Here is an 18,964-nt window from a genome sequence, read left to right as displayed (position 1 = left end):
CGGGCGCCGGGACACCTTCCCGGCGCCCGCTCGTCCGTTCTCCCGGACACCCCTTCGGGAAAGGCCCTACCGGCGCGCCGGTCCCATGCGGCAAGATCTTGGGATGGAGAGCGTTCGTGCCTGCGGCGAAGCCGCCATTCGAGACCTGCGCCACCTGCCGAAGGCCCATCTGCACCTGCATTTCACCGGTTCGATGCGGCCCACCACCCTGCTGGAGCTCGCCGACAAATACGGCGTCCATCTCCCGGAGGCGCTGCGCGGCGGTGAGCCGCCCCGGCTGCGGGCCACGGACGAGCGCGGCTGGTTCCGCTTCCAGCGGCTGTACGACCTCGCGCGGTCCTGTCTGCGGACGCCCGAGGACATCCAGCGGCTGGTGCGCGAGGCCGCCGAGGAGGACGTCCGCGACGGGTCGCGGTGGCTGGAGATCCAGGTCGACCCGACCTCGTACGCGCCGCGGCTGGGCGGGCTGATCCCGGCCCTGGAGATCATCCTGGACGCGGTGCGGAGCGCGTCGCGGGACACCGGGCTCGGCATCCGCGTGCTGGTCGCCGCGAACCGTATGAAGCACCCGCTGGACGCCCGCACGCTGGCCCGGCTCGCGGTGCGCTACGCCGACCACGGAGTGATCGGCTTCGGGCTGTCCAACGACGAACGCCGGGGATTCGCCCGGGACTTCGACCGTGCCTTCGCCATCGCGCGCGAGGGCGGTCTGCTGGCGGCGCCGCACGGCGGGGAGCTGTCAGGGCCGGCCAGCGTCCGCGACTGCCTGGACGATCTGCACGCCGGCCGGGTGGGGCACGGCGTCCGGGCCGCGGAGGACCCCGGGCTGCTGCGCCGGCTGGCCGCGCGGGGGGTGACCTGCGAGGTGTGCCCGTCGTCGAATGTGGCGCTGGGGGTCTACGAGAAGCCGGAGGACGTGCCGCTGCGGACGCTGTTCGACGCGGGCGTGCCGATGGCGCTGGGCGCGGACGACCCGCTGCTGTTCGGGGCGCGGCTGGCCGCGCAGTACGAGATCGCCCGCGGCGTGCACGGCTTCACCGATGCCGAACTGGCCGAGCTGGCCCGGCAGTCGGTCCGCGGCTCGTGCGCCCCGCGGGACGAGCAGCAGCGGCTGCTGGCGGGCATCGACGACTGGCTGGCGGGGTGAGGCCGACCGGCAGGACCGGCCGGACAGTCGGCGGGGCGCCCGCTAGAGGCTGACGCCGACCGTGACCGGTTCGTTGACGAGCGTGATGCCGAAGGCCGCGTGGACGCCGTCGCGGACCTCGCGGGCCAGGGCGAGCAGGTCCTCGGTGGTGGCCTTCCCCCGGTTGGTGAGCGCGAGGGTGTGCTTGGTGGAGATGCGGGCCGGGCCGCTGCCGTAGCCCTTGGTGAAGCCGGCCCGGTCGATGAGCCAGGCGGCGGAGGTCTTGACCAGGCCCTCACCGGCCGGGAAGGCGGGCGGGGCGACCTCGGGGCCGAGCCTCTCCCGGACCCGCTGGTGGAAGGCGGCGTGCTCGGCCTCGGTGAGGATCGGGTTGGTGAAGAAGGAGCCGGCCGACCAGGTGTCGTGGTCCTCGGGGTCCAGCACCATGCCCTTGCCGGCGCGCAGCGCCAGAACGGTCTCCCGCGCGGCGGCGGCCGGGACCCGGTCACCGGCCCCGACACCGAGGGCGCGGGCGGTCTCGGGGTACTTCAGGGGCGCGGACAGGCCCCCGGCGTCCTCCAGGGCGAAGCGCACGCGCAGCACCACGAACCGGTCGGGGTGCTCCTTGAAGCGGCTGTGGCGGTAGGAGAAGCCGCACTCCGCGCCGGGGATCGTGACGGTCTCGCCGGCCCGGCGGTCGTAGGCGACGACCTCGGTGATCGTGGTGGAGACCTCCTGGCCGTACGCGCCCACGTTCTGGATCGGGGTGGCGCCCGCCGAGCCGGGGATGCCGGCCAGGCACTCCACGCCGGCCAGTCCGGCCTCGACCGTACGGGCGACCGCGTCGGACCAGTTCTCGCCGGCGGCGAGCGTGAGGGTCGTGCCGTCGAGTGCGAAGCCACGGGTGGCGATGCGCAGGGCCGTGCCGTCGAAGCCCTTGTCGCCGATGACGAGGTTGCTGCCGCCGCCGATGATCAGCAGTGGGTCCCCGGTCCCGTCGGCCGCGCGGACGGCCGCGATCACCTCGTCGTCGGTGGTGGCCGTGACGAGGCGGGTGGCCGGTCCGCCGAGGCGGAAGGTGGTCAGCGGGGCGAGGGGCGCGTCATGGAGTTCCTGCACGCGCCCAAGGGTACGGGGGCGGTCCGGCGTCGTGGTCCGCCTCGCCTGAGCCGCCCCGGACGGCGGCGGCTCAGGCGAGGCGGACCACGGCGCGGGCCATGCCCAGCACCTTCTGGCCGGCGCTCATCGCGGTGAGATCGACCCGGACCGTGCGGTCGTCGTCGTCCAGCTTGGCGGCGACCTTGGCACTGACCTCGATCAGCGCGCCGGTCTCGTCGTTGGGGACGACGACGGGCTTGGTGAAGCGCACGCCGTACTCGGCGACCGCGCCCGGGTCGCCGGCCCAGTCGGTGACCACGCGGATCGCCTCGGCCATGGTGAACATGCCATGGGCGATGACGTCCGGCAGCCCGACCTCCTTGGCGAACTTCTCGTTCCAGTGGATCGGGTTGAAGTCACCGGAGGCGCCCGCGTAGCGCACGAGCGTGGCGCGGCTCACGGGGAAGGTCTGCGCCGGGAGTTCGCCACCGACCTCGACCTCGTCGTAAGAAATCTTGGCGGTCATCTCAGGCCTCCCGGTCGGCGCGGGCCACCAGCTTGGTGAACGCGGTCACGACGTGCTCGCCGGCCTCGTCGTGCACCTCACCGCGGATGTCGATGATGTCGTTGCCCGCCATGGACTTGATGGCCTCGATGGTGGAGGTGACGCTCAGCCGGTCCCCGCTGCGCACCGGCCGGGTGTAGGCGAACTTCTGGTCGCCGTGCACCACCCGGCTGTAGTCCAGACCGAGTTGCGGGTCCTCGATGACCTGTCCCGCGGCCTTGAAGGTGATCGCGAACACAAAGGTCGGCGGCGCGATCACATCGGAGTACCCGAGCGCCTTGGCTGCATCGGCGTCGGTGTAGGCGGGGTTGGTGTCACCGATGGCCTCGGCGAATTCGCGGATCTTCTCCCGGCCGACCTCGTACGGGTCGGTGGGCGGGTACGTGCGTCCCACAAATGACTGGTCGAGCGCCATGGGCTCGCAACCTCCCTGTACTCATGGTGATAACGCCGTGAGGCCGCCCCCACGAATGGGGACGGCCTCACGAACGAGCCTGTGTTATCGCGTCTCGCGGTGCGCGGTGTGCGAGTTGCAACGGGGGCAGTGCTTCTTCATCTCAAGACGGTCCGGGTCGTTGCGCCGGTTCTTCTTGGTGATGTAGTTCCGCTCCTTGCACTCCACGCAGGCCAGCGTGATCTTCGGGCGGACGTCGGTGGCAGCCACGTGAGTGCTCCTTGACGGAAATGGACGGATGAACGCATAAAAGAGTAGCCGATCGGAGGACCGACCCCACAATCGGCTACTGTCAGTAGCGGTGACCGGACTTGAACCGGTGACACAGCGATTATGAGCCGCTTGCTCTACCGACTGAGCTACACCGCTGTGATGCGAGGGGACCCCGCCCGAAGACGGGAACCTCACACATCAGAGCCCCAATACGGAATCGAACCGTAGACCTTCTCCTTACCATGGAGACGCTCTGCCGACTGAGCTATTGGGGCGAGCGATGAAGACATTACACGGCCCGCCGCCAAACGTGAAATCCGTATCCGGGCCGCGCCCCAAGGGCCCCGGGCACCACACCGGTACGACTATTTCGCGCCTGCGCAACGCTCTCCCGGCGGCGTCCTAGGCTCGGAAGAACGCTGCGTGATCTTGCACGCCGGTGCTTTCGAGGAGCGCGATGTCCGACAGCAGTTCGCCGCAGCCCCAGCCGGGAAAGCCCGGCGGCGCCGGCCGGTACGCCAGGCCGGAAAGCGGTGCGCTGGTGCTGTGCGGTGCCCGGCTCGCCGACGGCCGGACGGTGGACGTACGGCTCGGCGGCGGTCGCATCGAGGCCGTCGGGACGGCCGGCAGCCTCGCCCCGCAGGGCGCCCGCGTCGACCTCGCCGGGTACCTCCTGCTCCCCGCCCCCGTCGAACCCCACGCGCACTGCGACACCGCGCTGACGGCGGACTCCGACGGCCCCGTGTCCGGCTCCCCCGAGGACGTCCAGCGGCGGACGACCGAGGCCGCGCTGCTGCAACTGGGGCACGGCGCCACCGCCTCGCGCAGCCACGTCAGGATCGGCGACGTCCAGGGACTGCGCTCGCTGGAGGCGGTGCTGCAGGCCCGCAGGTCGCTGCGCGGGCTGGCCGATCTGGCGGCGGTGGCGGTGCCGCGGGTGCTGACCGGGGCGGCCGGTGCGGACGGGCTGGCGATGCTGCGGGACGCGGTGAAGATGGGCGCCTCGGTCATCGGCGGCTGCCCCGATCTCGACCCCGACCCCGCCGGGTACGTCGAGACGGTCCTGGAACTGGCGGGCGAGCACGGCTGTCCGGTGGATCTGCACACCGACGGTGACGATCCGGCGCGGCTGGCGCGGTTCGCGGCGATGGCCGGCGGGCTGCGGCCGGGCGTCGCGCTCGGGCCGTGTGCGGGCATGGCGCGGATGCCGCGGAGCGTGGCGGCGCGGGTCGCCGAGCAGTTGGCGGCCGCCGGAGTCGCCGTCGTGTGTCTGCCACAGGGCGACTGCGCGGGCCTGGAACGCTACGGCTCGCGGGTGTCGCGGCCGGCGCCGGTGCGGCTGCTGCGGGCGGCCGGGGTGCGGGTGGCGGCGGGCAGCGGGGCGCTGCGGGACGTGGCGAACCCGGTGGGGCGGGGCGACCCCCTGGAGGCCGCGTATCTCCTGGCGTCCCTGGGGGAGGCCACGCCCGAGGCGGCCTACGAGACGGTGAGTTCGGCGGCGCGGGCGACGCTGAGCCTGCCGGAGGTGCGGGTCGAGGCGGGCTTCCCGGCGGAGCTGCTGGCGGTGCGCGGGGAGCGGATCGCCGGGGTGCTCTCGCTGGCGTACAGCCGGATCGTGATCCACCGCGGGCGGGTGGTCGCCCGTACCAGCGCGGTGCGGGAGTACTGCGACTCGGCGGCGGAGGTGGCGCTGGAGCTGCCGCGGCAGTCGCAGCGCTGAGCCGCGGCGCTGCGCCGCGGGGGCGGGAAGGCGGCGGCCACCCGGCCGGTCCCGCACCACGCGGCGGCCCTTCGGCGTACGGTCGGGATCATGCGCATTGTCATCGCAGGTGGACATGGTCAGATCGCGCTGCGGCTGGAGCGGTTGCTCGCCAAGCGCGGGGACGAGGTCGCGGGCATCATCCGCAGGCCGGAACAGGCCGGCGACGTGCTGGCCGCCGGAGCCGAACCGGTGGTCTGCGACCTGGAGTCGGCGTCGGTGGAGGATGTCGCCCGGCACATGGAGGGGGTCGACGCGGCCGTCTTCGCGGCGGGCGCGGGCCCGGGCAGCGGCGTCGGGCGCAAGGACACGGTGGACCGGGGCGCGGCGGCGCTCTTCGCGGACGCGGCCGAGGCGGCGGGCGTACGGCGCTTCCTCGTCGTGTCCTCGATGGGCGCGGACCGTGAGCCCCCGGAGGGCACCGATCCGGGCTTCGCGGCGTATCTGCGGGCGAAGGGCGCCGCGGACGCGGACGTACGAGCCCGCGCCGGACTGGACTGGACGATCCTGCGGCCCGGCCGGCTGACGGACGACCCCGGGACGGACCTCGTGCGGCTCGCCGAGTCGACCGGCCGCGACGAGGTGTCCCGGGACGATGTGGCCGCCGTCCTGGCGGCACTGCTCGACGAGCCGGGCACCGCCGGGCTGACGCTGGAGCTGATCGGCGGGGAGGTGCCCGTGAAGGACGCGGTGCGGGCGGTGGCCGGGGGGTGAGGAGCGGCGTTCGCCGGGTACGGCCGGGACGACTCCCCGCTTCCGCCGCGCGGGGAGCCGTGCGGAGGCGGGGTGTTACCGGTCGATGAGTTCGGCGCACACCACAAAGGGCCCCTGGCTTGCGCATTACGCAAACCAGGGACCCTTTGTATTCCCTGTGGCGGCGCCAGGATTCGAACCTGGGAAGGCTGAGCCGGCAGATTTACAGTCTGCTCCCTTTGGCCGCTCGGGCACACCGCCTGGGTTTGCTGCCGGGAGACCTCCGCCGGGGCGGCGCTCCGTGGCAACGTCGTAAACCATACCCGATGACCGGGGGTGGTCCGCCACTCGATTCGGGAGCGCTGGATCTTGGTCGGGTGGCTAGGCTTGGCAGGCGGTCCGGGTCGGACCGTACCCCTGACGGATCTACGTACGAGGAGCCAACTCAACATGGCCGACTCCAGTTTCGACATCGTCTCGAAGGTAGAGCGGCAGGAGGTCGACAACGCGCTCAACCAGGCCGCCAAGGAGATCTCGCAGCGCTACGACTTCAAGGGCGTGGGCGCGTCGATCGAGTGGTCGGGCGAGAAGATCGAGATGCGGGCCAACGCCGAGGAGCGGGTGAAGGCCGTGCTCGACATCTTCCAGTCCAAGCTGGTCAAGCGCGGGATCTCGCTGAAGGCGCTGGACGCCGGGGAGCCGCAGGCCTCGGGCAAGGAGTACAAGATCTTCGCCTCGCTGGAGGAGGGGATCTCGCAGGACAACGCGAAGAAGGTCGCCAAGATCATCCGCGATGAGGGCCCGAAGGGCGTCAAGGCGCAGGTGCAGGGCGACGAACTGCGTGTCAGCTCGAAGAGCCGGGACGACCTGCAGGCGGTGCAGCAGCTGCTGAAGGGCAAGGACCTGGACTTCGCCCTCCAGTTCGTGAACTACCGCTAGGAGCCCGGTTCCGGGTGCCACAGGATGGGGCGGCGCGCTTCGGCGTGCCGCCCCACCTGTGTGTTCGGGCGGCGGGTCAGCGCGCCGCGAACGGCTCTTCCGTCGAGACGATGTCGCGGCCCAGCGGCATGAGGGAGATCGGGATCATCTTGAAGTTGGCGATGCCGAACGGGATGCCGATGATCGTCACGCACAGGGCGATGCCGGTGACGATGTGCCCGAGGGCCAGCCACCAGCCCGCGAAGATGATCCAGATGACATTGCCGATCGCCGAGCCGACGCCGGCGTCATGGCGCTGGACGGTCGTCCGGCCGAAGGGCCACAGGGCGTAGCCGGCGATCCGGAAGGACGCGATGCCGAACGGGATGGTGATGATCAGGATGCAGCAGACGATGCCTGCGACGACGTAGCCGATCGCCAGCCAGAAACCGCTGAGGACCAGCCAGAGGACGTTGAGGATGAGCTTCATGATCAGCAGCCTTCCGAGGCACGGTGGAGAGTGTGTCTGCCGTGCTAGACGCGCTGAGCCGGGTGAATCGTTGCATTCATGATGCGACGGCTGCGTGGTGACGGCCACCGCTCCCGGCGTCGGCCGGGCCCTCAGAGGTGGGGGCCCGCCTGCTGTTCGAGGCGGGCGATGCGCTCGCGCATCGGGGGGTGGGTGGAGAACAGCCGGGTCATGCCCTCGCCCGCCCGGAAGGGGTTGGCGATCATCATGTGGCCGGCGGTCTCCAGGCGGGGCTCGGGCGGCAGCGGCAGCTGCTGGGTGCCGGCCTCCAGCTTGCGCAGGGCGGAGGCCAGGGCCAGCGGGTCGCCGGTGAGCCGGGCGCCCGAGGCGTCGGCCTCGTACTCGCGGGAGCGGCTGACGGCGAGCTGGATGAGGGAGGCCGCGACCGGGCCGAGGATCATGATCAGCAGCATGCCGAGGAGGCCGGGGCCCTCGTCGTCGTCGGACCGGCCCAGCGGGATCAGCCAGGCGAAGTTGACGAGGAACATCACCACGGAGGCCAGCGCGCCCGCGACGGAGGAGATGAGGATGTCGCGGTTGTAGACGTGGCTGAGCTCATGGCCGAGGACGCCGCGCAGCTCGCGTTCGTCGAGGAGCTGGAGGATGCCGTCGGTGCAGCAGACCGCGGCGTTGCGGGGGTTGCGGCCGGTGGCGAAGGCGTTGGGCGCCTGGGTCGGGGAGATGTACAGGCGCGGCATCGGCTGGCGGGCGGTGGTGGAGAGCTCGCGGACCATGCGGTACAGCTGCGGGGCCTCGAACTCGCTGACGGGGCGGGCGCGCATGGCCCGCAGCGCCAGTTTGTCGCTGTTCCAGTACGCATAGGCGTTGGTGCCCAGGGCGACGAGAACGGCGATGATCAGCCCCGTACGGCCGAAGAAGCCACCGATGACGAGGAGGAGGGCGGAGAGCCCCCCGAGGAGTACGGCGGTCCTGAGCCCGTTGTGCCGGCGGTGCACGGTACGCCCTCCAAGCGGTGCGGCAGGGGAACCCTGTGCTGTGTTCTCCACTCACCAGTGGATCCTTACTCACTGGTCAACGCGGGATGAACGAGCCTGGTTCCCCGGTGTGCGCACGGCGGGCCGGGCAGGGCGCCCGGATGCGCCCCGTGGGGCCGATGGCTCCGTACGGGTGGGCAGGCGGCCGTGCGGCCGTCAGGGGCGCCGGGTGCGCGGTGTGCGGCGGGCCGGCCGGCGGCTCAGAGCAGCGCGCCGGAGGCGAAGCGCAGCACGAGCTGCGGGGCGCCGGAGAGGGCGATGCCGAGGACGGCGGCGAGCGCGATGGCGGTGGCGAGCGGGGCCGGGATCCCGGCACGGTGCGGGGCCTGCGCGGGCGCCGCCCCGGAAGCCTCTGCCGGCGCGCTCTCCTCGGCTCCCCGGAAGAGGACCGTGGTCCACTGCAGGTAGTAGTAGAGCGCGATCACGACATTGACCGCCATGACCACCGCGAGCCAGGCCAGGCCCGCGTCGACGGCCGCGGAGAAGACCGTGACCTTGGCGAACAGGCCGATGATGCCCGGCGGCAGGCCGGCCAGGCACAGCAGGAAGAAGCCGAGGGCGAGCGCCACCAGGGGCCGCCGGTGGTACAGGCCCCGGTAGTCGGTGATCCGGTTGGCGGGGCGGGTACGGGCCACCACGGCGGCGACGGCGAAGGCACCGAGGTTCACGGCCGCGTACATCAGGGCGTAGGCGACGGTGGAGCCGATGGCGTGCGCCGGGTCGTGGACGTAGCCGGCCGCCGCGATCGGGACCAGGAGGTAGCCGGCCTGGCCGACCGAGGACCAGGCGAGCAGCCGGACGGCGCTGTGTGCGCGCCGGGGGTCCTGGCGCAGGGCCGCGACATTGCCGACGGTCATGGTCAGCGCGGCGAGGACGGCCAGCGCCGGGCCCCAGACAGCGGCGTACGAGGGGAAGCCCTCGACCGTGACGAGGATCAGGCCGGAGAAGCCGACGGCCTTGCCGACCACGGAGAGGTAACCGGCGATGGGGAGCGGCGCGCCGACGTAGGTGTCCGGCACCCAGAAGTGGAACGGGGCGGCGGCGGTCTTGAAGGCGAAGCCGACGAGGGTGAGGGCGACTCCGGCGCTCGCCAGGGTGGCCAGCCGCGGGTCGGGCAGGGCGGTGAGGGCGTGCGCCACCCGGGAGAGGTGCAGGCTGCCGGTGGCCGCGTACAGGAAGCTCACGCCGAGCAGCATCACGGCGGTGGCGGCCACCGAGGACAGGAAGAACTTGAGGGCGGCCTCGGAGGAGAGCCGGTCCCCGCGGCGCAGTCCGACCAGGGCGAAGGCGGGCAGCGAGGCGACCTCGAGGGCGATGACGAGGGTGGCCAGGTCCCTGGAGGCGGGCAGCAGGGCGGCGCCGGCCGCCGAGGACAGCAGCAGGAACCAGTACTCGCCGGCGGGGAGCTCCCCGTCCTTGACGGCCTCGAGGGACAGCAGCGCGGTCAGCAGCGCCCCGCCGAGCACCAGGAACTGGATGACCAGGGTGAACGGGTCGGCCACATAGCTGCAGACCGCGGGGTGGCCGGACAGGCAGAAGGTGCGGCGGTCGCCGCCCAGGAGCGGCAGCAGCGAGAGCGCGGCGAGCACGAGGCCCGCCGTCGCGAGCAGGCCCAGCAGCGGCTTACGGGCCGCGGGGAGGAAGAGGTCGGCGACCAGTACCACCAGGGCGACGGCCGCGGTGAGGGTGGGCGGCGCGAGGGCGAGCCAGTCGACGGACTGGACCAGCGAGGGGACCGAGCTCATCACTTACCGCCTCCGAGGAGCTGCTGGACGGCCGGGTCGGTGAGGCCGAGGAGGGCCGCGGGCCACAGTCCGGCGAGGACGGTGAGGGCGGCCAGGGGGGTCCAGGCCGCGTATTCGTAGCGCGCGAGGTCGGGAAGGGCGGGGGCCGGAGCGGGCGTGCCGTCCGGGTCCGAGCCGCTCTTGCCCGTCGGGCCGTCACCGCTCTTGCCGGCCGGGTCCGTGGCGCCGAGCACGGCGGCCCCGGCCAGGTCGAAGGTGCCGCCCATGCAGACGCGGCGGACGACGAGCAGCAGATAGGCGGCGGTCAGCAGGGTGCCGAGGCCGGCCATGACCATGAACGTCAGGAAGGCGGGGCGGCTGAGGCCGGCGGCCGGCCGGAAGGCGCCGAACATCGCCAGCATCTCGCCCCAGAAACCGGCCAGTCCGGGGATGCCCAACGAGGCGACGGCCCCGAAGGCGAGCAGTCCGCCGAAGCGGGGTGCCCGGGCGTAGAGGGCGGCGCCGGACGGCGCGGGCAGCAGCGCGGCGGCGCCGGACCCCGCGGGCCGGAAACCGGCGGAGCGGGAGAGGGTGTCGAGGTCGGTGCTGCCGGTGCGGTCCTTGAGCGCGCCGACCAGGAAGAAGAGCAGGCCGGTGATCAGGCCGTGCGCGATGTTGGCGAACAGCGCGCCGTTCACGCCGGTGGGCGTCATGGTGGCGATGCCGAGCAGGACGAAGCCCATGTGGCCGACGGAGCTGTAGGCGATCAGACGCTTGAGGTCGCCCCCCGCGCCCTTGCGCACGAGGGCCAGGCAGGCGAGCGAGCCGTAGATGATGCCGACGGCGGCCAGCGCGGCGAGGTACGGCGCGAAGGTGTGCATGCCCTCGGGCGTGATGGGCAGCGCGATCCGTACGAAGCCGTAGGTGCCCATCTTCAGCAGCACGCCGGCCAGCAGCACCGAGCCGACGGTGGGGGCGGCGGTGTGCGCGTCGGGCAGCCAGCTGTGCAGCGGCCACATCGGGGACTTGACGGCCAGACCGATGCCGATCGCGAGCACCGCGAGCAGCTGAACCGTGTGGCTGAGCTGGGCTTTCGGGCCGTTGTCAGTGGCCAGTGCCACCATGTCGAAGGTGCCGGATTTCACGCCGATGAGAAGGAGGCCGAGCAGCATCACGACGGAGCCGAGCAGCGTGTAGAGGATGAACTTCCAGGCCGCCGCCTGCTTTTGCGCACCGCCCCAGCGGGCGATGAGGAAGTACATCGGGATGAGGACCATCTCGAAGGCGAGGAAGAAGAGCATCAGGTCGAGGACGGCGAAGGTGGCGAGGGTGCCGGCCTCAAGGGTGAGCAGTAGCGCCACAAATGCCTTGGGAGACGGGCCCGTTGGCATGTGGAAGTAGCTGTAGAGCGCGCAGAGGAAGGTCAGCAGCGCGGTCAGGACGACGAGGGGGAGCGAGATGCCGTCGACGCCGAGGTGGATACGGATGTCGAGCGCCGGGATCCAGCTGAGGTCGGTGGTGGCCTGCATACGGGCCGGCCGGCCGTGGTCGAAGCCGACGGCCAGGACGATGGCCGCGGCGAGCACGGCACCGGTGACGGTCACGCCGTGGCGCAGTACGGCCTGGTCGGGGTTCTTGCCCCGCAGGCCGGGCGGCGCCGGGAGCAGGGCGGCGAGCGCGCCGACGAGGGGGAGGACGACGATGCCCGCGAGGAGAAGCTGCATGGCGGTGTGATTCACGGGTCAGGCCCTCCTCAGGGTTTCGGCTCCGGCGAGGCAGACCACGAGGGCTGTCGGCTGGGGGTGCGGGGGTCGGCCCCCGGGGGATGGCGGCACGGTCAGGCTCCCGTGCCCGTGGCGACGAGGACGGCGGCGACGGCCAGCACGAGCGAGCCGGCGAGCAGTGCGCCGAGGTAGGTCTGCACGTTTCCGGTCTGGGCCCGTCGGACGGCGGCCCCCAGCCAGCGCGGTGCGGTGCCCGCGGCGCGGACGTAGGTGTCGACGACCTCGCGGTCCAGGAAGCGGACGAGGGTGGCGGCGGCGCGTACGGGCCGCACGAACAGCGCCGTGTAGACGGCGTCGAGATGGAAGCCGACGGCCGCGTGCGGCTGGAGCGGGCCGAGGAGGAGGCGGCCGGGGTCGGCCGGGTCCGCAGCGCCGGCGTTGTCGCCGTAGACCGGGGCGTGGGTGGCGATGGCCGTCTCCTCGGCGGCCTCGGGGCCGGCGTCCGGGTCGGCCACGACCGCACCGATGGGGGTGCGGGCGGCCAGGGCGGTGGTGTGGCGCCAGGCGGCGTAGGTGACCAGGCCGCCGACGAGGGCGACGCCGGTGCCCAGGACGGAGGTGGTCAGGGTCGGCGCGAGCGAGCGTCCGTCGAACCACCGCGGCAGCAGCGGGGCGGCCAGGCCCAGCGCGGCGGTCGGCAGGAAGAGCACCCACAGCACGGCGTTCATCACGACCGGCTGGCGGCCGTGGTCGGGGGCTTCGGCGCCCTTGCCGCGGAAGGCCCGCAGCCACAGGCGCATGGCGTAGGCCGCGGTGAGGAGGGCGGTGAGCAGTCCGGAGACCAGGACCGTCCAGCCGGCCGCGCCGGGGATGCCGTGCGCGTCGCCGGTGGCGGCGTGCTCGGCGGCGCCCAGGACGGCTTCCTTGGAGAAGAAGCCGGCGAACGGCGGGATGGCGGCGAGCGCGAGCAGCGCGACCGTCATGGTCCAGTAGGCGTCCGGGATGCGCCGGGCCAGGCCGCCCATCCGGGACATGGCGGCCAGCGAGTTGGTGCCCGCGGCGTGGATGATCACGCCCGCGCCGAGGAAGAGGAGGGCCTTGAACGCACCGTGCGAGATGAGGTGGAAGACGGCGGCGCCGCGGTCGCCGACGGCCAGCGCGCCGAGCATGTAGCCGAGCTGGCCGACCGTCGAATAGGCCAGGACCCGCTTGATGTCGTCCTGGGCCAGCGCGGCCAGAGCGGAGCCGACCATGGTGATCGCGGCCATGACGGCGAGCACCACCAGCGCCGCCGCGGAGGCGGCGAAGACGGGGAGGAGACGGGCCACGACATAGACACCGGCCGCCACCATCGTCGCGGCGTGGATCAGCGCGGAGACCGGTGTCGGGCCGGCCATCGCGTCCGGGAGCCAGGTGTGCAGCGGGAACTGCGCCGACTTGCCCGCGACACCGGCCAGCAGCAGCAGCGCGACCAGCGTCGGGTGGTGCAGCCCGCCGCCGGCGACGGAGCCGAGGATGCCGGTGATGCGGAAGGTTCCGGCGTCGGTGGCCAGCGCGAAGATGCCGAAGAGGAAGGGGACGTCGCCGAGCTTGGTGACGAGGAAGGCCTTGAGGGAGGCGGCCCGGGCGGCCTCGGTCTCCCAGTAGTGGCCGACGAGGAAGTAGGAGCAGATGCCCATGACTTCCCAGCCGACCAGCAGCACCATCAGGTCGCCGGTGTAGACGACCAGCAGCATCGCGGAGGTGAAGAGGGAGACCAGCGCGGCGTAGGAGGCGTAGCGCCGGTCGTCGCGCAGATAGCCGGTGGAGTAGACCTGCACACAGGTCGCCACGACACCGACCAGGACGGCGATCAGCACCGCGAAGCCGTCGAGGTGCAGGGACAGGTCGATGGGGATCGAGCCGGTCGGGGTGAGCTCGGTGGCCACGTCGGTGGCCGGGCCGGTGCCCTGCCCGACGGCGACGACCACCGTCAGGGCGGCGGCGGCCAGGGTCGGCAGCACCGCCAGCGGCCGCACGAACCCGGGTGCCCGGCGGCCCAGAAGAAAGCCGGCGACGGCCCCGAGGAAGGGCAGGAGAGGAACGAGAACGGCAGTGGTCGTGAGCGTCACGCGGCGGCCTCCGCCGTGGTGTCCGGCTGCGGTTCCCCGTCCGCGGCACCCGTCTTCTCGGCGAGGTCACGGAGCCGGTCGATGTCGGAGCTGCCGCGGTTGCGGTAGACGAGCAGCACGATCGCCAGTCCGATGCCGATCTCGGCGGCGGCGATGGCGATGGTGAAGAGGGTGAGCGCCTGGCCGGCGTGCAGGGTGTCGCGCAGCCAGACGTCGAAGGCGACGAGGTTGAGGTTGACGGCGTTGAGCATCAGCTCGACGGACATCAGCACCAGGATCGCGTTGCGGCGCGCGAGGACGCCGTACAGCCCGGTGCAGAAGAGGAGGACGGCGAGGACCGCCGGATAGGCGAGATGCATCAGCGCTGCTCCTCCCGTGGAGCGGGGGCGGCGGGGGCGCGGGCGGCACCGTTGTCGAGGGCCGCCGCCGGGGCCTTGCCCTCGCCGGTCCTGCGGGACAGCACGATCGCGCCGACGAGCGCGGCCAGCAGCAGCACGGACAGGGCCTCGAAGGGCAGCACCCAGTACTGGAAGAGGCTGCGCCCGGTGACCTCGGTGGAGCCCTGGGCGGCGCCGTCGAGGGTGATCCAGGTGGCGCGGAAGGCGTCCACGACGACCCAGACCAGCGTGACCGCCGAGGCGAGGGCCACCGTGAGGGCGGCCCAGCGGTTGCCCGAATCGGCGTCCGGGGAACGGCCGATGGGCGCCTTGGTGAGCATCAGCCCGAAGAGCAGGAGGACGACGACCGAGCCGACGTAGATCAGTACCTGCACCCAGGCGATGAACTCGGCCGTCAGGAGCAGGTATTCCACGGCGATCCCGCCGAGGGCGACGACCAGCCAGAGGGCGGCGTGGACCAGCTGCCGGGTGGTGACGGTCAGCAGGGCCGCGCCGAGGGTGGCGATCCCGACGAGGACGAAGGCGATCTCGACGCCGCTGGGCGAGAGGAACCCGTGGCCGGCTGCGGTGGCGGCGAGCGTCACGTTGCCTCCCCTGGGCGCTCCGGCCGGTCCTGCTGCGGTTCTTCCCGGTCCTCGGCTTCCGCCGCCTGCTGCGCGGCGAGCTTGTCCGCCGTCTTGCGGGCGGCGGTGAGTTCCTTGGGGTCCTCGGCCGCCGGGTCGAGCGCCGGCGGCTCGGGCACGGTCCACATCCATTCGCGGAGCTTGTCGCGCTCGTGGGTCAGCTCGCGGATGTCCGTCTCGGCGTACTCGAACTCCGGTGACCAGAAGAGCGCGTCGAAGGGGCAGACCTCGATGCAGATCCCGCAGTACATGCACAGCGCGAAGTCGATGGCGAAGCGGTCCAGCACATTGCGGCTGCGCTCGCGGCCTCCGGGGGCGGCCGGCGGCACCGTCTCCTTGTGGGAGTCGATGTAGATGCACCAGTCCGGGCACTCGCGGGCGCAGAGCATGCAGACCGTGCAGTTCTCCTCGAACAGCCCGATGACGCCGCGGGTGCGGGGCGGGAGGTCGGGCTGGACGTCCGGGTACTGCGCGGTGACCGATCGTTTCGTCATCGTCCGCAGGGTGACGGCCAGCCCCTTGGCGAGGCCGGAACCGGGGAAGCTCATGACGAGATCACCACCTTGACGACGCCGGTGAGGGCGATCTGGGCGAGCGAGAGCGGGATGAGGACCGTCCAGGCGAGCTTTTGCAGCTGGTCCTCGCGCAGCCGCGGGTAGGTCACCCGCAGCCAGATGACGCCGAAGGCGAGGATCACGGTCTTCACCAGCGTCCACAGCCAGCCCAGGCCGTCGGCGCCGAACGGGCCGTGCCAGCCACCGAGGAAGAGGACGGCGGTCAGGGCGGAGAGGACGACGATGCCCGCGTATTCGGCGAGGAGGAAGAGCGCGAAGCGCAGTCCGGTGTACTCGGTGTAGGCACCGAAGATGATCTCCGAGTCGGCGACCGGCATGTCGAACGGCGGCCGTTGCAGCTCGGCGAGTCCCGCGGTGAAGAAGACGACGCCGCCGACGATCTGCCAGGGCACCCACCACCAGTGGAAGGCTTCGAGGATGCCGGGCAGGGAGAGGGTGCCGGCCGCCATCGCGACCGAGGCCGCGGCGAGCAGCATCGGCAGCTCGTAGGCGAGCAGCTGGGCGGCCGTGCGCAGCCCGCCGAGCAATGAGAACTTGTTCGCCGAGGCCCAGCCCGCCATCAGCGAGCCGAGCACGCCGACGCCCATGACGGCGAGCACGAAGAAGATCCCCGCGTCCAGCGCCTGTCCGACGGCATTGTGCGGGCCGATCGGGATGGCGACCAGGACCAGGAGGTAGGGCAGCAGGGCGACGGCGGGCGCGAGCTGGAAGATCCGCCGGTCGGCGCCGGCCGGGACGATGTCCTCCTTCTGCGCGAACTTCACCCCGTCGGCGACCAGTTGCGCCCAGCCGTGGAACCCGCCCGCGTACATGGGGCCGAGGCGGCCCTGCATATGGGCCATGACCTTGTGCTCGGTCTGCCCGATGACCAGCGGGAACACCAGGAAGACGACGAAGACGGCGACGAGGCGCAGCGCGATGTCGAGCGCGTCGCTCATGGGGTGTCGCCTCCTTCCGGTTCCTGGGACTCGTCCGCCGCGTGGCCGGGCGGCTCAGGCGGTTCGCTCTCCGGCCCGGGCTGCGCGGACTCCTCCAGCTTCCCCGGCTCCCCCGGCTTCCCCGGCTTCCCCGGCTTCCCCGGCTCCCCCGACTCGTCGAAGGCCGGACGGGCGTGGTGCCACGGTGCATCGGCGGAGCGCGGGGGCGCCGCCTTCGGGGCGGCCGCCGGGGTCGTCTCCGGGGTCTCCGGGGTCTCCGGGGTCTCCGGGGTCTCCGGGGTCTCCGGGGTCGTCTCCGGGGGCTCCGCGGCCGGGGCCGGGGCCGCTTCCGCCGGCTGCTGCTGGCTGGCCGAGCCGGCGCTCGCGGACCGCGTACGTCGGGCCGGGCGCTCCGGCCGTTCGGTCCCCGGCGCGGTGGCCGGCGTGGCCGGGGCCGCCGGAGCCTCCGGCGTCCCCGCGGCCTCGCCCGCCGCCTGCTGACCGGCCGAGCCCGCGCCGGCGGTCCGGGTCCGCCGGGCCGGGCGCTCGCCCGCGGTACCACCGGCCGCACCGGCACCGCCCGCGGCCCGCGCACCCCGCGCCGGACGCGCCGGTGCCGGCGGCAGCTGGCCCTTCAGCGGGCCCCATTCGTTCGGGTCCGGGACGCCCGGGGGCAGCATCTGACGGCGCTTGGGCCCGCCGTGCGCCGCACCCGCCGCAGGCTCCCCGGGCTCCTTGGCCCCCGGCCACGCCTTCGCGACCCGCGCCGCCAGCACGAAGTCCTTGCGCAGCGGGTGGCCTTCGAAGCTGTCGGGGAGCAGCAGCGGTACCAGGTGCGGATGGCCGGTGAAGTCGACGCCGAACATCTCGTGGGTCTCGCGCTCGTGCCAGCCGGCGCCCGGGTAGACCGCGAGGGCGGTGGGCAGCGCGGCCGCCTCGTGCGGCACGGTCGTCCGTACGATCAGCCGGCGGACCGTGCCGGGGCGCGCCACCCGCACGAGATGGGCGCAGACCCGGAAGCCGGTGCCGGGTTCGTCGACGGCGCTCAGCCAGTCGAAATAGCTGCAGCCGAGGTCGTCGCGGGCGGCCGTCAGCGCGGTGAGCCAGCCGTCCGCCGGGACGTCGACGGTCAGCAGGTCATAGGCCAGCTCCGCCGTGGCCCCGGTGCCGAAGATCTCGCTCGCGGGCCGCGGGAGCCAGCCGACGACGGGCTCGGGTGCGGGCCGCTCGGGGGCTACCGGCTGCTCCTGGGCTTCCGCCTGCTCGGCACCCGCCGGCTGCTGCTCGGGCTTCCCCGGCTGCTCGGGATTCGCGGGCTGCTCGGGATTCGCGGGCTGCTCGCTCATCGGGGTTCCTCCCCCGCCGGCGCGGGCGGCGTGACAAGTCCGCTGCGCAGCGCGGCCGCCGAGGGCCGGGCGGTGCCGCCCTGCGCGTACCGCTCCCCCAGCGACTCACGGGCGATCTTCTCCTGGAGCTTGAGGATGCCCTGGAGCAGCGCCTCCGGCCGCGGCGGGCAGCCCGGGACGTACACGTCCACCGGAATGATCTGGTCGACGCCCTTGGTGACCGAGTACGAATCCCAGTAGGGGCCGCCGCAGTTGGAGCAGGCCCCGAAGGAGATGACGTACTTCGGCTCGGGCATCTGCTCGTAGAGCCGCTTGACCGCCGGCGCCATCTTGTCGGTGACCGTGCCGGAGACGACCATCAGGTCGGCCTGGCGCGGGCCGGGCGCGAACGGGATCACGCCGAGCCGGATGAAGTCGTGCCGCGCCATGGACGCGGCGATGAACTCGATGGCGCAGCAGGCCAGACCGAAGTTGAAGACCCACAGGCTGTAGCGGCGGCCCCAGTTGAGGACCACCTTCATCGGTTCGGGCGCGAGCCGGGCGAGGGTGCCCAGGCGCCGCGGCTCCGGCAGGAACTCGGGGCCGGCGCCCTCGGACGCGGCTGCGGGCCCGTGGGGTGCGGGGTTCACGTCCATTCCAGGACGCCCTTCTTCCATGCGTAGAGCAGGCCGATGGTGAGGAAGCCGAGGAAGATGAACATCTCCACCAGCGTCACACCACCGAAGCCGGGAGCGGCGAAGACCGTCGCCCAGGGGAACAGGAAGATCGAGTCGACGGCGAAGACGACGTAGAGGAACGCGTAGACGTAGTAGCGGACCTGGGTGTGCGCCCAGCCCTCGCCGACCGGGTCCACGCCGCATTCATACGTCAGCAGTTTCTCGGGGGTCGGTACCACCGGTCGTAGCAGCCGCCCGGCACCGAAGGCCACGGCCACGAAGAGCACCCCGATCACGGCGATGATCCCGACGACCGAGTAACCCTGGAAATACTCCGTGGCGACGGTGGTGCGTCCGGTCGCGTCCACCACGTCCGCCCCTCGCTCCCTGACTGCGCTTGTTCAACGACTTCGACGATCTGTACGGACGGGAGTCTAGGCCCTGGCCGGGCTGCTCCGAGAAGCCGCGTCGTCGCCGACGGTGAGCTTGTCCCCACTTCGCCCTACCTGGGCGGCAGGGAGCGTAGACCGCGCGTCCGGT

20 protein-coding genes and 3 tRNA genes are annotated in these 18,964 nt (G+C 72.5%); 4 read left to right on the top strand and 19 right to left on the bottom strand.

Annotation, left to right across the window (positions count from 1 at the left end):
- Nucleotides 1-103 precede the first annotated feature (103 nt).
- Entirely contained in the window at nucleotides 104-1,147 is a 1,044-nt protein-coding gene (locus OIU81_RS20450) for an adenosine deaminase (RefSeq protein WP_329149939.1), read from the top strand.
- A 42-nt stretch (nucleotides 1,148-1,189) separates the two neighbouring features.
- Here OIU81_RS20450 and OIU81_RS20445 read toward each other — a convergent pair whose 3' ends face one another.
- The 6 genes from OIU81_RS20445 to OIU81_RS20420 all read right to left on the bottom strand — a co-directional run bounded on the left by OIU81_RS20445 (nucleotide 1,190) and on the right by OIU81_RS20420 (nucleotide 3,731).
- Entirely contained in the window at nucleotides 1,190-2,245 is a 1,056-nt protein-coding gene (locus OIU81_RS20445) for a UDP-N-acetylmuramate dehydrogenase (RefSeq protein ID WP_329149937.1), read from the bottom strand.
- Between the two features lie 70 nt (nucleotides 2,246-2,315).
- The gene (locus OIU81_RS20440) at nucleotides 2,316-2,750 is read right to left on the bottom strand and encodes a MaoC family dehydratase (RefSeq protein WP_329149934.1); all 435 of its coding nucleotides are present in this window, start codon (nucleotides 2,748-2,750) and stop codon (nucleotides 2,316-2,318) included.
- A 1-nt stretch (nucleotide 2,751) separates the two neighbouring features.
- On the bottom strand, nucleotides 2,752-3,204 hold the full coding sequence (locus tag OIU81_RS20435) for a MaoC family dehydratase N-terminal domain-containing protein (RefSeq protein ID WP_329149932.1): 453 nt from the start codon (nucleotides 3,202-3,204) through the stop codon (nucleotides 2,752-2,754).
- Between the two features lie 84 nt (nucleotides 3,205-3,288).
- Nucleotides 3,289-3,453 (bottom strand): 50S ribosomal protein L33, encoded by a 165-nt coding sequence (gene rpmG, locus OIU81_RS20430; protein ID WP_006604855.1) that lies wholly within the window; start codon nucleotides 3,451-3,453, stop codon nucleotides 3,289-3,291.
- Nucleotides 3,454-3,539: 86 nt separating this feature from the next.
- Nucleotides 3,540-3,612, bottom strand: a tRNA-Met gene (locus OIU81_RS20425).
- A gap of 46 nt (nucleotides 3,613-3,658) precedes the next feature.
- Nucleotides 3,659-3,731 (bottom strand) — tRNA-Thr (locus OIU81_RS20420).
- A gap of 182 nt (nucleotides 3,732-3,913) precedes the next feature.
- Between OIU81_RS20420 and OIU81_RS20415 the strand changes: the two genes are divergently transcribed.
- Nucleotides 3,914-5,176 carry an amidohydrolase family protein gene (locus OIU81_RS20415; protein WP_329149930.1) on the top strand — a complete coding sequence of 421 codons (1,263 nt, stop codon included), beginning with the start codon at nucleotides 3,914-3,916 and terminating at the stop codon, nucleotides 5,174-5,176.
- A 90-nt stretch (nucleotides 5,177-5,266) separates the two neighbouring features.
- A complete protein-coding gene (locus tag OIU81_RS20410; RefSeq protein ID WP_329149928.1) occupies nucleotides 5,267-5,929 on the top strand; it encodes an SDR family oxidoreductase in 663 nt (220 codons plus the stop codon).
- 158 nt (nucleotides 5,930-6,087) lie between these two features.
- Here OIU81_RS20410 and OIU81_RS20405 read toward each other — a convergent pair.
- Nucleotides 6,088-6,169 (bottom strand) — tRNA-Tyr (locus tag OIU81_RS20405).
- A gap of 189 nt (nucleotides 6,170-6,358) precedes the next feature.
- Here OIU81_RS20405 and OIU81_RS20400 point away from each other — a divergent pair.
- Entirely contained in the window at nucleotides 6,359-6,847 is a 489-nt protein-coding gene (locus tag OIU81_RS20400) for a YajQ family cyclic di-GMP-binding protein (RefSeq protein ID WP_329149926.1), read from the top strand.
- 76 nt (nucleotides 6,848-6,923) lie between these two features.
- Here OIU81_RS20400 and OIU81_RS20395 read toward each other — a convergent pair whose 3' ends face one another.
- The 12 genes from OIU81_RS20395 to OIU81_RS20340 form a co-directional block, all read right to left on the bottom strand.
- Complete coding sequence (locus OIU81_RS20395; RefSeq protein WP_329149924.1) at nucleotides 6,924-7,316, bottom strand: YccF domain-containing protein; 393 nt, start codon at nucleotides 7,314-7,316, stop codon at nucleotides 6,924-6,926.
- A 131-nt stretch (nucleotides 7,317-7,447) separates the two neighbouring features.
- Nucleotides 7,448-8,311 carry a zinc metalloprotease HtpX gene (gene htpX, locus OIU81_RS20390; RefSeq protein WP_329149922.1) on the bottom strand — a complete coding sequence of 288 codons (864 nt, stop codon included), beginning with the start codon at nucleotides 8,309-8,311 and terminating at the stop codon, nucleotides 7,448-7,450.
- A 239-nt stretch (nucleotides 8,312-8,550) separates the two neighbouring features.
- Entirely contained in the window at nucleotides 8,551-10,095 is a 1,545-nt protein-coding gene (locus OIU81_RS20385) for an NADH-quinone oxidoreductase subunit N (RefSeq protein WP_329149921.1), read from the bottom strand.
- Complete coding sequence (locus tag OIU81_RS20380; RefSeq protein ID WP_329155251.1) at nucleotides 10,095-11,798, bottom strand: complex I subunit 4 family protein; 1,704 nt, start codon at nucleotides 11,796-11,798, stop codon at nucleotides 10,095-10,097. The genes OIU81_RS20385 and OIU81_RS20380 overlap by 1 nt, the downstream gene beginning before the upstream one ends.
- Nucleotides 11,799-11,911: 113 nt before the next feature.
- Nucleotides 11,912-13,909, bottom strand: coding sequence for an NADH-quinone oxidoreductase subunit 5 family protein (locus OIU81_RS20375; RefSeq protein WP_329149919.1), 1,998 nt, complete (start codon nucleotides 13,907-13,909; stop codon nucleotides 11,912-11,914).
- The gene (nuoK, locus tag OIU81_RS20370) at nucleotides 13,906-14,268 is read right to left on the bottom strand and encodes an NADH-quinone oxidoreductase subunit NuoK (protein WP_329149917.1); all 363 of its coding nucleotides are present in this window, start codon (nucleotides 14,266-14,268) and stop codon (nucleotides 13,906-13,908) included. The genes OIU81_RS20375 and nuoK overlap by 4 nt, the downstream gene beginning before the upstream one ends.
- Nucleotides 14,268-14,891, bottom strand: coding sequence for an NADH-quinone oxidoreductase subunit J family protein (locus OIU81_RS20365; RefSeq protein ID WP_329149914.1), 624 nt, complete (start codon nucleotides 14,889-14,891; stop codon nucleotides 14,268-14,270). Before OIU81_RS20365 ends, nuoK begins: the two co-directional genes overlap by 1 nt.
- Nucleotides 14,888-15,478, bottom strand: a complete 591-nt coding sequence (locus OIU81_RS20360; RefSeq protein ID WP_329149912.1) for a NuoI/complex I 23 kDa subunit family protein — start codon at nucleotides 15,476-15,478, stop codon at nucleotides 14,888-14,890. Before OIU81_RS20360 ends, OIU81_RS20365 begins: the two co-directional genes overlap by 4 nt.
- On the bottom strand, nucleotides 15,475-16,443 hold the full coding sequence (locus tag OIU81_RS20355; protein ID WP_329149910.1) for a complex I subunit 1/NuoH family protein: 969 nt from the start codon (nucleotides 16,441-16,443) through the stop codon (nucleotides 15,475-15,477). The genes OIU81_RS20360 and OIU81_RS20355 overlap by 4 nt, the downstream gene beginning before the upstream one ends.
- Nucleotides 16,440-17,768: an NADH-quinone oxidoreductase subunit C gene (locus OIU81_RS20350; RefSeq protein ID WP_329149909.1), complete on the bottom strand. Its 1,329-nt coding sequence runs from the start codon at nucleotides 17,766-17,768 to the stop codon at nucleotides 16,440-16,442. Before OIU81_RS20350 ends, OIU81_RS20355 begins: the two co-directional genes overlap by 4 nt.
- Nucleotides 17,765-18,403 carry an NADH-quinone oxidoreductase subunit B gene (locus OIU81_RS20345; RefSeq protein ID WP_329149907.1) on the bottom strand — a complete coding sequence of 213 codons (639 nt, stop codon included), beginning with the start codon at nucleotides 18,401-18,403 and terminating at the stop codon, nucleotides 17,765-17,767. Before OIU81_RS20345 ends, OIU81_RS20350 begins: the two co-directional genes overlap by 4 nt.
- Nucleotides 18,394-18,795: an NADH-quinone oxidoreductase subunit A gene (locus OIU81_RS20340; protein WP_329149905.1), complete on the bottom strand. Its 402-nt coding sequence runs from the start codon at nucleotides 18,793-18,795 to the stop codon at nucleotides 18,394-18,396. The genes OIU81_RS20345 and OIU81_RS20340 overlap by 10 nt, the downstream gene beginning before the upstream one ends.
- Nucleotides 18,796-18,964 lie beyond the last annotated feature (169 nt).

The sequence above is a fragment of the Streptomyces sp. NBC_01454 genome (genome assembly GCF_036227565.1).
Classification (GTDB): domain Bacteria; phylum Actinomycetota; class Actinomycetes; order Streptomycetales; family Streptomycetaceae; genus Streptomyces.
Note: the sequence above shows the minus strand (reverse complement) of the source record. Positions and strands in the feature narration are given on the sequence as shown.

Excerpts from the sequence above, each read along its gene's own strand:
- OIU81_RS20450 (WP_329149939.1), top strand. The coding sequence starts at position 104 with ATGGAGAGCGTTCGTGCCTGCGGCGAAGCCGCCATTCGAGACCTGCGC.
- OIU81_RS20440 (WP_329149934.1), bottom strand. The coding sequence starts at position 2,750 with ATGACCGCCAAGATTTCTTACGACGAGGTCGAGGTCGGTGGCGAACTC.
- OIU81_RS20435 (WP_329149932.1), bottom strand. The coding sequence starts at position 3,204 with ATGGCGCTCGACCAGTCATTTGTGGGACGCACGTACCCGCCCACCGAC.
- OIU81_RS20415 (WP_329149930.1), top strand. The coding sequence starts at position 3,914 with ATGTCCGACAGCAGTTCGCCGCAGCCCCAGCCGGGAAAGCCCGGCGGC.
- OIU81_RS20410 (WP_329149928.1), top strand. The coding sequence starts at position 5,267 with ATGCGCATTGTCATCGCAGGTGGACATGGTCAGATCGCGCTGCGGCTG.
- OIU81_RS20400 (WP_329149926.1), top strand. The coding sequence starts at position 6,359 with ATGGCCGACTCCAGTTTCGACATCGTCTCGAAGGTAGAGCGGCAGGAG.
- OIU81_RS20395 (WP_329149924.1), bottom strand. The coding sequence starts at position 7,316 with ATGAAGCTCATCCTCAACGTCCTCTGGCTGGTCCTCAGCGGTTTCTGG.
- OIU81_RS20385 (WP_329149921.1), bottom strand. The coding sequence starts at position 10,095 with ATGAGCTCGGTCCCCTCGCTGGTCCAGTCCGTCGACTGGCTCGCCCTC.
- OIU81_RS20380 (WP_329155251.1), bottom strand. The coding sequence starts at position 11,798 with ATGCAGCTTCTCCTCGCGGGCATCGTCGTCCTCCCCCTCGTCGGCGCG.
- nuoK (WP_329149917.1), bottom strand. The coding sequence starts at position 14,268 with ATGCATCTCGCCTATCCGGCGGTCCTCGCCGTCCTCCTCTTCTGCACC.
- OIU81_RS20360 (WP_329149912.1), bottom strand. The coding sequence starts at position 15,478 with ATGAGCTTCCCCGGTTCCGGCCTCGCCAAGGGGCTGGCCGTCACCCTG.
- OIU81_RS20355 (WP_329149910.1), bottom strand. The coding sequence starts at position 16,443 with ATGAGCGACGCGCTCGACATCGCGCTGCGCCTCGTCGCCGTCTTCGTC.
- OIU81_RS20350 (WP_329149909.1), bottom strand. The coding sequence starts at position 17,768 with ATGAGCGAGCAGCCCGCGAATCCCGAGCAGCCCGCGAATCCCGAGCAG.
- OIU81_RS20345 (WP_329149907.1), bottom strand. The coding sequence starts at position 18,403 with ATGGACGTGAACCCCGCACCCCACGGGCCCGCAGCCGCGTCCGAGGGC.